Raw genomic sequence first — 12,306 nt, forward strand, 5'->3', positions numbered from 1 at the left:
ACACTATGAATCGAATTTTTGTAGGAATTGCCGCTGTAATCTTGCTCTCTCTTTTGAGTTATGCCTGCCAAAGCAAGGATGAAATAAAGACAACTCCTGTTAGTTCTCGAGCATTGGCGCCGGAAGAAGCGAATGGATCATTTCCCTATCGTAGATTATCCACCTATGGATTTTTTGAGGGAGAAATGCATCTACTTCAACCGAGCGAGGAGCTTCTCTTTTATGCCCCGGCTTCTTCCCTTTTCACGGATTATGCGCGCAAATCCAGGTACGTATACATTCCAGAGGGAAAAAAAGCAGTTTTAACATCCTCCGAGATCCAACTTCCTGAAGGCTCAATTCTAGTCAAAAACTTCTATTATCCAGAAGAAATGAATAAGCCGGAAGGAAAGCGCCGAATCATTGAAACCCGGCTTTTCATTCATGAGGAAAAAGGTTGGTTTGCCTACCCCTATGTCTGGAACGAGGAACAAACGGATGCCATCCTCAAAATTGCAGGCGGATCTACCGAGGTTCATTTTGTCGATGAAAAAGGAAAAGACCAAGTCATCAATTATGTAATCCCCAACAAAAACCAATGTAAAAGCTGTCATAATTCGAATGAAGAGCTTGCTCCCATCGGAATTCAACCGAAGCATCTCAATTACGAGGGGGAATTTGGAGGAAAAAGAATTAATCAGCTTGCCTACTGGATAGCAGAAGGGAAATTAGAAGGTAATGCCGATCAACTGAGAGAAATTCGTGCTTTGGTCAACTACCAAGACGAGCATCAAGCCTTACCTGATCGAGCCATGGCCTATTTGGACATAAACTGTGCACATTGCCATCGACCCGAAGGACCGGCAAGTACATCTGGCTTGTTCCTCACCTTTGACCAACGTGATCGATTGAAACTTGGGATCAAAAAAACACCCGTAGCCGCGGGAAAAGGAGCAGGGAGCTTCACTTTTGATATAGAGCCCGGACAACCCGAAGAGTCCATTATGATTCATCGCATGAACTCGACCGAAGTGGGGGTTGCTATGCCTGAAATCGGCAGAACCACCGTCCACCAAGAAGGTGTAGAATTGATCAAAGCTTGGATTTCCACTTTAAAATAACCTACACCACTCGTTTTTCGATGTAGTTGGAATTGAGCAAGGATAAAGCACCCATGTATTTGAGGCTGAATGTTACTGTGCCGCCCATTGCATACCCTTGGTGATTTGCTCCCAGATTAAGAATTAGCATATCTGAACTAGCTCCTAATAATTCTAATTCCGGATCATTTGGTAATAGGTATTTGGGATCAACATCCAAAAGGCCCACGTCAACAATCGCTCGATATGCCGTTTTTCCATACAAAGATTCATCGATTTCAGTCACTTCTCCACGAGGATTACTTGCCAAAACTCCAATTGGAACCATCGGCTTCTCTTGGAGTTCGATGATCTCTGCTTCAAGCTGAAACACATCCCCATGCATCCCTTCCAAGACCTTTTCCTCAAACAGATCCACCCCAAAATAAAGCGTTTCCCCTACCCGATAATGATTGATCCCCTGGGGAAGTTGATGGTTAATCATAAGAGGAATAGTCACCGAAGTACCCGCGGAAAGCCATGGAATCTCGCGCCCAAACTTGAGTTCAATAATCTGCTTGTACAAAGAAAGCTGGATCAATTTATCCGTACTCGGCATCACTCCATTGAGGCAATTGAGATTTGTCCCCAAGCCTATGACCTGAATATGGGGCAGTTCGAATACCTCGGCATAAAAATCCACCAACGAATCCCCCATGACCCCTTCACGAAGATCACCCGTTTCCACCATAATAATGATTTTATGGATTTTACCTTGCTTTCCTGCTTCCTCACTGATCATTCGGATCGTTTCTAATTCGCTATTGAGGCTCACATCGGCGAATTCCACCATTTTGGACACATTCTTTTTTGAAACAGGCTTGATATAGACCGTTTGCACGTCTTTCTTTAGACGCTTTACCATGGCCAAATTAGAAATCCGACTATCGTGAACCTCCTTAATTCCTAGGTCTAAAAGCTCCTGAAGAAAAAGCTTATTCCCACAAAGTAGCTTGGAAACTACTCCCCAGCTAACGGAATAGGTCTCAAATAAATCTTGCAAAAAGCGGAAGTTTTCACTGAGTTTTTGCTTGTTTAAAGTCAGTACTGCCATCTTATTTTCGGGTCAATCGCATTTCAAGATATTTATTGGTAAAGCCCAATCGCTCATACAGTTTTCTGGCAGGATTATCAGGCTCGACATGAAGTGCAATTCCCCCGTTGGCCATTTTGATGGCTAAATCCATCAGTTTACTCCCAATTCCCTTACCTCGCTGCTTTTCATCCACGGCGATGTAAACCAGGATATTTTCAGGGATGTAACTCGACATACCCGTTTTATTCATGACTAATGCACCGACGATTTGATGGTTTTCGCGAGCCAAAATCACAAAGCCCCCCGCATGGAGTCCTGGATCAAGTGCATAATCCAAACACTTCATAATATCCTCTTTGGGATCCCCAAACTTGCCCAAATGGAGATGTAAAAAGTCAGCGATTTCACTTTTCTGCAGAAAGGTAGCCGAATCAATTGCGGAGAGAGTTTCAAGTTTTATCATCTAGTTTTTTGTTGGTTTAGAAATTTTTGAAAATAAGTTACGATGCCAAAAGCCAAGGCTGCCGAAAGGATTCCGAATAGATTGGGGTCTAAGCCGAAGGGTAAAGAAATTTTAGAAAATGACAATCCGGCGGTGACCGTACCCCCAGAAATCATAGCACAAACTGCTGCAGTTTCATTACGCTGATTGAAAAATAAGCCAGCAAGGACTGGGATCAATAAGCCAGAGACCATAAAAGCATACGAATAAAGCATAAGGCTAAGCACCTCTGTCATTTGCCATGCCAATGCTACCGCTAGAATTCCAATGAGCAAGGTCATAAATTGACTTACTAGGATTTCTTTCTGGGAAGTAAGATTCGGAAACCATCGACTCAACAAATCAGTGGTGAAATTTCCAGATGCAGCCATCAAACAGGAATCTGCGGTGGAAAGAACAGCAGAAAAGTAAGCCGACATCATCAGGCCTAATAGTCCTGGAGGCAAAATTTGACTCAATAATACCGGGAGTCCCATTTCAGGATCTAATTGAGCAGAAAAATGAAGTAAAATTCCTTGCTCTACTGCGACACGTGCCAATAACCCCAATGAAACACCCAAAAAGGCCATCAAAGGCCATTCAAAAAGTCCAGCTATAAACCAGGCTTTCTGGGCAGAACGTGTGTCTTTTGCTGCAAAAATTCGTTGGTATAACGTCATTCCCACAAACCAAATGGGAATAATTGTTATCCCCCAGTTGACCAGGTCTTGCCAAGACAACTCCGTCAAGGAGAAAAATTCGGGAGGAAGCGTAGAGACGATTCCTTCCCAACCCCCAACAAACGAATACGCCATCGGCAGTCCAATTAAAGAAAGTCCCAAAAGCAATATGATCCATTGAATAGTATCTGTATAGATCACCGCCTTCAATCCACCCATAACCGTATAGATGACGGCTATCATACCCATGATCCAGAGTGCTGATTCAAGTTCCAAAGAAGGAAATGTCCCTGAGGCCAGTTTGGCTCCTGCCAAAAACTGAGAGGAAGTAAACCCTAAGTATCCCAAAAAACAGATAAATGCAGCAACCTGAGCAGCTCGTGATCCAAATAAATGCCCGATGATCTGCGGAAAAGTAAAAAATCGAGCAAATGCCGGATTGGATTTCACTTTAGGAATCAACAATACCGCTGCGAGCCATGCACCAATTAGTCCTGTAAAAAGCATCCATGAACCCGAAATCCCCATAGCAAACCCAAGTCCTCCAAGCCCAATGGAGAATCCACCTCCGACATCTGTGGCGACGACCGAAAGACCGATATGCCAACTTCCGATCGATCTTCCCCCTACATAGTAATCATCTTGACCGGAGTTCTTCTGCATGAAAAAATACCCTACTCCCAACATCGCAACCATATAAAGTATGAAGATCCCCAGATCTATAAAATGCATTCCTTTTTCTATTATTTAACAAATTTTATTTAGAATATAATTTTTCAAAGTTAATAAAATGAGCTTAAAAACCCAATTTTATTGCGTTTAATTGAAAAACTGATCAAAATATCCAAATACAACTGAAAAAAGTGAAAAAAAAATAAAGCCAAGCTTTTGGCTTGGCTTTATCAAATTGAAAAAGGTATTTAATTAAACATTTTCACTGCTCACTACTGCTGAGAAGTACTCGCGGTTCATTCGTGCAATATTGGTCAAAGAAATTCCTTTTGGACACTCTGCCTCACAAGCCCCAGTGTTTGTACAAGCACCAAACCCTTCGGCATCCATTTGGGCAATCATTTTCTCAGCACGATCCTTACGCTCAACTTGTCCTTGAGGCAATAGTGCCAACTGAGAAATTTTTGCTGAGGTAAAGAGCATAGCTGAAGCATTTTTACAAGCAGCTACGCAAGCACCACAACCAATACAAGTCGCAGCATCGAAAGCCTCGTCAGCGATTTTCTTTGGAATCGGAATCTCGTTGGCATCAGGCACACCCCCCGTATTTACAGAGACATAACCACCCGCCTGAATGATTCGATCAAATGCAGATCGATCCACCACCAAGTCCTTGATTACTGGGAAAGCCTTCGCTCTCCATGGTTCAATGGTGATAGTCTCTCCATCGTTAAACGAACGCATGTGCAACTGGCAAGTCGTCGTTTGTAATGGACCATGAGGTTTCCCATTAATATATAAGGAACACATTCCACAAATACCTTCACGGCAATCATGGTCAAAGTGCACCGGATCTTCTCCTTTTTCGGTAAGTTGTTCATTTAGCACGTCCATCATTTCTAAGAAGGACATGTCTTTGGAAACTCCGTCTACAGGATAGGTAGCAAAACCACCTTTATCTGCCGCATTTTTTTGTCTCCAAACTTTAAGTGTGATTTTCATATCGCTAGTTGTCTATGAATTCGAACTGATTATTTGTAAGAACGCTGAGTAAGTTTGACATTTTCAAACACCAAGTTCTCCTTATTTAGCTCCTCAGGCTGGTTGTCACCGGTATATTTCCAAGCTGCGACGTATGCATAGTTTTCGTCATCACGAAGAGCTTCACCTTCTGGAGTTTGGTATTCTTCACGGAAGTGACCACCACAGGATTCGTTTCTGTTTAGTGCATCATCCACCATCAACTCTCCCAACTCTAGGAAATCAGCTACACGGTGTGCTTTTTCCAAAGACTGATTAAGTTCTTCATTTTCACCAAGAACCCTCACGTCCTTCCAGAACTCTGCACGTAGCGCTTGAATTTCAGCTTTGGCTTTTTGTAAGCCTTCTGCTGTTCGAGCCATTCCGCACTCATTCCACATGATTTTTCCGAGTTTCTTATGGAAATAATCCACAGATTTAGAACCATTGATGCCCAACAACTTTTGGATTCGATCTTGAACTTCACCCTTTACCTTGGCAAATTCAGGATGAGAGCCATCCACTTTGGTCGGAGGTGTTTGAGCCAAATAGTCACCTAAGGTATAAGGGATTACAAAGTATCCGTCAGCAAGACCTTGCATCAAAGCAGAAGCTCCAAGTCTATTCGCTCCGTGATCAGAGAAGTTAGCCTCTCCAAGAGCATAAAGACCTGGCACTGTAGTCATCAAATTATAATCTACCCAAAGACCGCCCATGGTATAATGCACGGCAGGATAAATCTTCATTGGAACCTTGTATGGATTTTCTCCCGTGATCTGCATGTACATATCGAAAAGGTTGCCATACTTCGCACGAATCACACTTTCGCTATCACGGATGATTGCATCTCGGAAGTCCAGGAACACAGCTTCACCTGTTTCATTCACGCCTCGACCTTCATCACAAACATATTTTGCATTTCGAGAAGCCACGTCACGAGGCACAAGGTTACCAAATGATGGGTATTTTCTTTCCAAGAAATAGTCGCGATCCTCGTCTTTGATATCGTTTGCTGAAATTTGACCTTTTCTTAGTTTTTCAGCTGTTTCGACTGTTTTAGGCACCCAAACTCTACCATCATTTCGAAGTGATTCGGACATCAACGTCAATTTAGACTGATGATCCCCAGACACTGGAATACAAGTTGGGTGAATTTGAGTGAAACACGGATTAGCAAAGTAAGCTCCACGCTTATGAGCTCTCCAAGCAGCGGTAACGTTAGATCCCATTGCATTGGTTGAAAGGAAAAACACGTTTCCATATCCTCCAGTACACAATAAAACTGCGTGAGCTGCATGGGTTTCTACCGCACCAGTCACCAAGTTTCGAGTTACGATACCACGAGCATGTCCATCAATCACAACCACGTCCATCATTTCAGTTCGTGGGTACAATTTCACTTTTCCATTTGCTACTTGTCTGCTGAGAGCTGAGTAAGCTCCCAAAAGCAATTGCTGTCCAGTTTGGCCACGTGCATAAAACGTTCTGGACACCTGAGCACCACCGAAGGATCGGTTAGCAAGTAGTCCACCGTACTCTCTTGCAAATGGTACACCTTGAGCCACGCACTGGTCAATGATATTGACCGATACTTCAGCTAGCCGGTATACATTGGCCTCACGAGCTCGGTAGTCACCACCTTTGATAGTATCGTAGAACAATCGATAAATCGAGTCACCGTCGTTTTGGTAGTTTTTAGCAGCATTGATTCCACCCTGAGCCGCGATTGAATGCGCTCTTCTAGGGCTATCCTGGAAACAAAAGGCCTTCACATTATACCCCAACTCAGCCAAGGAAGCGGCAGCCGAAGCTCCTGCCAACCCTGTACCCACCACGATTACATCGTACTTTCTTTTGTTTGCCGGATTGACCAGCTTGCTGTTAAACTTGTGCTTAGTCCATTTTTCTGCCAAAGGACCAGCAGGAATTTTGGAATCTAGTATCATACGGGACTATGGATTAGCTAGTGAAATAAATGTACAAAGGCATCGATGCAAACAAAGCCGGCACTACGATGCAATAGAAATTACCAATTGCCTTGATTGCAGGAGAGTATTTCTTGTGATTCAAACCTAAAGTCTGAAATGCAGATGCGAATCCATGAGACAAATGAAATCCAAGGAATCCCATCGCGATTACATAGAGTGCGACCAACCACTCTTGCTGGAAAGCAGCTTGAACGATTGTGAAAAGGTCTTTGTATTCTTCCCCTCCGATGGTTACTATTGGCATTTCGGCGAAATGCATCTTCGCCCAGAATCCCTGAAGGTGAACTACCAAGAACACTAAAATAATTGTTCCCAATACCCCCATGTTTCTAGATGCCCATGACACCTTTGGAGAAGCATTGGTGGTAGAATAAGCCACTGGTCTCGCTGATTTATTGCGCTGAGAAAGGGCGATAGAGTAAACCACGTGAGCCAATACAGAGAGATATGTCAAATACGACAAAATCTTCACTGCAGGATTGGTGGTCATAAATTTGGCATACATATTAAATGCCTCTCCTCCATCACCTCTGAACAGGAGTAAGTTACCTGAAACGTGGCCTGTAAGGAACAGAATGAGAAAGAGACCGGTCACGGCCATTAACAACTTTCTCCCAAGGGTACTATTCAAGGTTTTTGTAACCCAACTCATACAAGTTTATCGATTAGTTAAGAACGAACTGTTTTTGCTTTTAAACGCCGCCAAATTTACATGGGGATAGTGTAGCAAACAATGCAATCGAATTCCATTTACTTATTTTAAAAGGTTCTAAATAAATAGATTTGCTTACTCATTTTCATTCAACTGGACAATGATTTTAATGAATTCAAAATCTAAAGATTGTTGTCTATGATCTTACAATCCATACCGATTGATTTCTAAGACTTTACCTTTTTTGCCAGGAATTGCCTCTCAAAACAGACCCTTTTCAGCTTCAAATTTGAATTTCAAACAGGGTGTTTATTTTTATTGTTTGAAAATCCTCTAAAATTCTACTTACTTCCATTTATTTCGTATACGCTAAAAACCAAAAGCGAAGCACTTTTCGTTAACCATACTGGTTTTTGAAAGTTGTTAGAATAGAAACTGATTAAGTTTGATAAAATGAAGCTAAAAATCTCCGTCGGACTATTTTTTACATTCTTATTAGCTGGCATTTCTTCAGCATGGGCAACACATATTCGAGCGGGTGAGATTATTGCCGAACGAATTTCGGTCCAAACACTCACCTACCGGATTACTGTAGTAGGCTACACTGACACCCGATCAAGTGTTGATTTTGGACCTGGATTGGTCAATTTTGGAGATGGTCGCGAGGTACAGCTAAATACTGAAAGTGATATTTTCCTAGTGGAGCCTTTAGGAAATCAAATTGAAAAAAACACGTTTGTAATCACACACACCTTCCAAGGTCCCGGAGAGTATACGATTCGATTTCAGGAATTTAACCGGAATGATTTGACCTTGAACATGGATAATTCGGTTGACACACCTTTTTATGTAGAGACCAAAATTACCATCGACCCTTTTATAGGCATTAACAATTCTCCAGTTTTGACTATCCCTCCGGTGGACAATGGAGCGGTAAATGTGCGATTCATCCACAATCCTGGAGCCTATGATCCCGATGGCGATAGCTTAGCTTATGAATTGGATATTCCGAAGCAGGCTTTTCAGCGTCCGGTAAACAATTACAGAGACCCAAATGTCTCTGAATTTAGCTTCAATCAAGAGTCAGGAGCTCCCGGTGCATTATTTTCAATTGATGAAATTTTTGGGGATTTAGTCTGGGACGCCCCAGGGACAGCAGGCCAGTTTAACGTGGCCTTTAAAATTAAGGAATATCGAAAGTTGGAAGGTGAATGGGTGCAGATCGGATATGTAGTCCGTGATATGCAAATCATCATCGAAAACTCCAACAACAAGCGTCCTGAGCTTATTTTGCCTGATGACATTTGTGTAGAAGCAGGCACTTTGATTGAGGAAATCATCCAAGGATCGGATCCAGATGGTGATCCTATCAAAATCGAGGTCTTTGGAGAGCCACTTCAAATCGACAATAATAAAGCGACTTACAGTCCGATCAGTGAGTTTCAACCTCAGCCTGGTATTGTTAATTTCTCTTGGCAAACTGTCTGTAATCACGTCCGTGCCCGTGAATACGAGGTTCGGGTTCGAATCACTGACCAACCTCGATCAGGACCTGCTTTGGTGGACATTAAAACCTGGAGGATAAAAGTAATTGGCCCTCCACCTGTTTGGGATGAACTCACTCAAATGCAAGGTCGAACAGTTGAGCTCAATTGGGATCCTTATGTCTGCGCAAATTCTGCAAAAGAAATGCAGATCTGGCGAAGAATTAATTCGGACCCTTATGTGCCCGACTCCTGCGAAACTGGCATTCGTCCTGGTTATGAATTAGTTGGAATCACCGATATGGAGACCTTCAGTTTTACTGACCTAAATGGTGGTGAAGGATTAGCCCCAGGCAATACCTATTGTTACCGCTTGGTGGCTGCTTATCCTGAACCAAGACTCGGAGAAAGCGTCGTATCCGAAGAAATCTGCATTACTATAGATGTGGACGTGCCAATTTTGACGAATGTTAGTGTAGAAGCGACCGATGCCATCGAAGGAGAAATTTTCGTAAAGTGGACGCCTCCTTATGACATTGACAAAACTCAATTTCCAGGTCCATACACCTATGAACTATTGAGAAGTGAGGGATTCACGGGTACCCAAAATCGAGTTTCCCTTGGAATCACTTCTGATACCTTATTTACAGATACCGGTTTGAATACCGAAAATCTGGTTTACAATTACAAAGTGGTGCTATTGGATCAAGGAACAAAAATTGACACCTCCTCTTCCGCATCCAGCGTCCGATTGGAGCCAACCATTATCAATGAAGCCATCGAATTGAACTGGACGTTTACCGTTCCTTGGAACAATCAAATCGGTGAATACAAACACGAAGTCTATCGAAATCGGACCGATGCAGAGGTTGCTGACGCAGACACTTTCGTGAAAATAGCTGAGGTAGACGTCACCCAAAACGGATTCTCTTATTTGGATGATGGAAGCTTTAACGGAGTTCCTTTAGTGAAAGAAATTGAGTACTGCTACTATGTCATTACCAAGGGAGCATACAATGTAGAAGGCTTAATCTATCCATTGGAAAATAAGTCTCAGATCATTTGCGCTAAACCCGATGACAACCGTCTTCCTTGTCCTCCTGTTTTGACTTTTGAAGGGCCAGAATGTGCCGCCTATGTTGCCGATCAGCCTTGCAATAGTTCCTCATTTGAACATGAATTGAGCTGGGTTCCAGATTTCAGTGGCAACTGTGATGACGAGTTGAGTGGATTTAAATTATACTTCACCTCCGAAGGAGAAGAAGGGGAATTCACCTTGGTTGGAGAATATTCGTCTCTACAACTTCAAGCTACCCTTACCAATCTACCGACCTATCGCGGATGTTATTACATCACGGCAGTAGATCGCTCAGGTAACGAAAGTGAGCCAAGCAATGTGGTTTGTGTGGACAATTGTCCATCCTATAACCTTCCGAATGCATTTACACCGAACGGTGACGGAATCAATGATACCTTCTCCGCGTTCGACAATCCATTTTCTGAATGTCCAAGATTTGTAACTGGAGTAGAACTTTTCATCGTCAACAGATGGGGCGTGGAGGTATTCCGATACAATAGCTTGGAGTCGAATGAAAATGATGTCTTTATCCGTTGGAATGGACGGGATAAAAACGGCAACGAATTACCAGTAGGCACCTATTTCTATTCGGGTAAGGTCTTCTTTGATGTCCTTGATCCTAGTCAGCAAGAGCGCGAGCTTAAGGGTACAATTCAAATTCTTCGATGAACCGAAAGTCCATCATTCTATTTGATGGTGTCTGTTCGCTTTGCAATGCTTCCATCGATTTTGTTCTTAAAAGAGACAAACATAATCGCTTCTTAGTAGGGGCATTGCAAAGTGAAGCGGGCCGAAAACTGAAAGAAGCCCATCAAATTCCAGAAGAATATTTTGATTCCCTGATTCTCATAGAAAATGGACAGGCCTTTTTTAAAAGTACTGGAGCACTCAAAATTGCCAAGGACTTGAGCGGTATCTGGCCAATTTTATATCCCTTGATTTTTTTACCCAAAGGCTTGAGAGATCCCATTTACGACTGGATTGGAAAAAACCGATACCGTTGGTTTGGAAAAAAAGAAACCTGTCGACTTCCTTCCCCCGAGGAAAAAGAAAAGTTTTTGGTTTAGGAGATTCTAAGCTTTAGAAATATTGGATAATCATCCAAAAGAAAGGCATCCCAAAGGTGATATTGAAGGGGAAAGTGATCGCTAATGCCATGGGCACATATAATCCTTCATCAGCATCTGGATTGGCAAGTTTCATTGCTGCAGGGACTGCAATATAAGAAGCGGAGGCTGCAAGGATAGAGAAAATTAAACGATCGCCTGCCGCAGGAGCTATCCAATGCGTAAGGACTGCAACTGTACAACCGTTTATAAGTGGAACTGCCACTGCAAAGAGGGTGGAGAAGTAACCGTATTTGAAGAATGTCTTGAGCTTTTTCCCACTTCTGATCCCCATATCCAATAAAAAAACAGCCAGAAAACCCTTAAAAATATCCGTAACGAAAGGCTTGATCCCTTCAGCTTGACGCTCATCAGCAATTAATCCAATCAGCAAACTGCCTAAAATCAATAGCACGGAACCATTGGTCAAAGCATGATGAAGGATAGACTTAAGTCCTCCCACTGGTCCTTTATCAGAATATTTTTGAAGTAAAATCACCCCTGTAATTATCGCTGGAGCCTCCATCAGTGCCATCACTGCCACCATATGACCTCCAAAAGTAACTCCCTGCATGTCCAAAAATGAAACGGCTGCCACAAAGGTTACCGCCGAAATAGACCCATAGGCAGCTGCAACGGCTGACGCGTTAGCTACTCCTAATCTTTTTCTAAGAATATAAAAGGTATATATCGGAACTCCAGCTGAAAGTCCTACTCCAAAAAGTAAGGCCCAAATGATCTCAGACCCAAATTCACTATGAGAAAGTTCTTGTCCACCTTTAAATCCAATAGACAACATTAAATACAATGCAATAAATTTGGCACTTGTCCCGGGGATTTCTAAATCGCTTTTGATTCGTACCGCGATAATTCCCAACACAAAGAATAACAGGCTGGGATTCGTCAAATTATTGATCAGTATTTGAAAATCCATGGCGCAAATATCCTTTCCATTTCCATCTCAAAAAAGAAAAACATAATTTTTTTTAAT

Annotated in this window: 10 protein-coding genes; 3 read left to right on the plus strand and 7 right to left on the minus strand. The window is 42.6% G+C overall.

Features of this window, described 5'->3' with window-relative positions:
* The first annotated feature begins 5 nt into the window (after window positions 1-5).
* Window positions 6-1,100 (plus strand): SO2930 family diheme c-type cytochrome, encoded by a 1,095-nt coding sequence (locus AO498_RS16095; RefSeq protein ID WP_067549875.1) that lies wholly within the window; start codon window positions 6-8, stop codon window positions 1,098-1,100.
* A gap of 1 nt (window position 1,101) precedes the next feature.
* Here the strand turns inward: AO498_RS16095 and AO498_RS16100 are convergent, their stop codons facing one another.
* The 6 genes from AO498_RS16100 to AO498_RS16125 all read right to left on the minus strand — a co-directional run bounded on the left by AO498_RS16100 (window position 1,102) and on the right by AO498_RS16125 (window position 7,647).
* On the minus strand, window positions 1,102-2,172 hold the full coding sequence (locus tag AO498_RS16100) for an alanine racemase (protein ID WP_067549877.1): 1,071 nt from the start codon (window positions 2,170-2,172) through the stop codon (window positions 1,102-1,104).
* Window position 2,173: 1 nt separating this feature from the next.
* Window positions 2,174-2,617: a GNAT family N-acetyltransferase gene (locus AO498_RS16105; protein WP_067549878.1), complete on the minus strand. Its 444-nt coding sequence runs from the start codon at window positions 2,615-2,617 to the stop codon at window positions 2,174-2,176.
* A complete protein-coding gene (locus AO498_RS16110) occupies window positions 2,614-4,047 on the minus strand; it encodes a sodium:solute symporter family protein (RefSeq protein WP_067549880.1) in 1,434 nt (477 codons plus the stop codon). The genes AO498_RS16105 and AO498_RS16110 overlap by 4 nt, the downstream gene beginning before the upstream one ends.
* Before the next feature lie 192 nt (window positions 4,048-4,239).
* Complete coding sequence (locus AO498_RS16115; RefSeq protein WP_067549882.1) at window positions 4,240-4,989, minus strand: succinate dehydrogenase/fumarate reductase iron-sulfur subunit; 750 nt, start codon at window positions 4,987-4,989, stop codon at window positions 4,240-4,242.
* A 29-nt stretch (window positions 4,990-5,018) separates the two neighbouring features.
* A complete protein-coding gene (locus AO498_RS16120) occupies window positions 5,019-6,953 on the minus strand; it encodes a fumarate reductase/succinate dehydrogenase flavoprotein subunit (protein ID WP_067549884.1) in 1,935 nt (644 codons plus the stop codon).
* Window positions 6,954-6,966: 13 nt separating this feature from the next.
* Window positions 6,967-7,647, minus strand: a complete 681-nt coding sequence (locus AO498_RS16125; RefSeq protein WP_067549886.1) for a succinate dehydrogenase cytochrome b subunit — start codon at window positions 7,645-7,647, stop codon at window positions 6,967-6,969.
* Between the two features lie 453 nt (window positions 7,648-8,100).
* On the opposite strand from AO498_RS16125, the gene AO498_RS16130 reads away from it, so the two are divergent.
* The gene (locus AO498_RS16130; RefSeq protein WP_067549888.1) at window positions 8,101-10,878 is read left to right on the plus strand and encodes a T9SS type B sorting domain-containing protein; all 2,778 of its coding nucleotides are present in this window, start codon (window positions 8,101-8,103) and stop codon (window positions 10,876-10,878) included.
* The gene (locus tag AO498_RS16135) at window positions 10,875-11,276 is read left to right on the plus strand and encodes a thiol-disulfide oxidoreductase DCC family protein (protein WP_067549889.1); all 402 of its coding nucleotides are present in this window, start codon (window positions 10,875-10,877) and stop codon (window positions 11,274-11,276) included. The genes AO498_RS16130 and AO498_RS16135 overlap by 4 nt, the downstream gene beginning before the upstream one ends.
* A gap of 13 nt (window positions 11,277-11,289) precedes the next feature.
* On the opposite strand, the gene AO498_RS16140 is transcribed toward AO498_RS16135, so the two are convergent.
* A complete protein-coding gene (locus AO498_RS16140) occupies window positions 11,290-12,249 on the minus strand; it encodes a sodium-dependent bicarbonate transport family permease (RefSeq protein ID WP_067549890.1) in 960 nt (319 codons plus the stop codon).
* Between the last annotated feature and the right edge of the window lie 57 nt (window positions 12,250-12,306).

Source organism: Algoriphagus sanaruensis (assembly GCF_001593605.1).
GTDB classification, from domain to species: domain Bacteria; phylum Bacteroidota; class Bacteroidia; order Cytophagales; family Cyclobacteriaceae; genus Algoriphagus; species Algoriphagus sanaruensis.

Bases quoted from the DNA above. Each gene is read 5' to 3' on its own strand.
- AO498_RS16140 (WP_067549890.1), bottom strand. From the start codon at position 12,249: ATGGATTTTCAAATACTGATCAATAATTTGACGAATCCCAGCCTGTTA.
- AO498_RS16125 (WP_067549886.1), bottom strand. From the start codon at position 7,647: ATGAGTTGGGTTACAAAAACCTTGAATAGTACCCTTGGGAGAAAGTTG.
- AO498_RS16100 (WP_067549877.1), bottom strand. From the start codon at position 2,172: ATGGCAGTACTGACTTTAAACAAGCAAAAACTCAGTGAAAACTTCCGC.
- AO498_RS16095 (WP_067549875.1), top strand. From the start codon at position 6: ATGAATCGAATTTTTGTAGGAATTGCCGCTGTAATCTTGCTCTCTCTT.
- AO498_RS16110 (WP_067549880.1), bottom strand. From the start codon at position 4,047: ATGCATTTTATAGATCTGGGGATCTTCATACTTTATATGGTTGCGATG.
- AO498_RS16130 (WP_067549888.1), top strand. From the start codon at position 8,101: ATGAAGCTAAAAATCTCCGTCGGACTATTTTTTACATTCTTATTAGCT.
- AO498_RS16115 (WP_067549882.1), bottom strand. From the start codon at position 4,989: ATGAAAATCACACTTAAAGTTTGGAGACAAAAAAATGCGGCAGATAAA.
- AO498_RS16120 (WP_067549884.1), bottom strand. From the start codon at position 6,953: ATGATACTAGATTCCAAAATTCCTGCTGGTCCTTTGGCAGAAAAATGG.
- AO498_RS16105 (WP_067549878.1), bottom strand. From the start codon at position 2,617: ATGATAAAACTTGAAACTCTCTCCGCAATTGATTCGGCTACCTTTCTG.
- AO498_RS16135 (WP_067549889.1), top strand. From the start codon at position 10,875: ATGAACCGAAAGTCCATCATTCTATTTGATGGTGTCTGTTCGCTTTGC.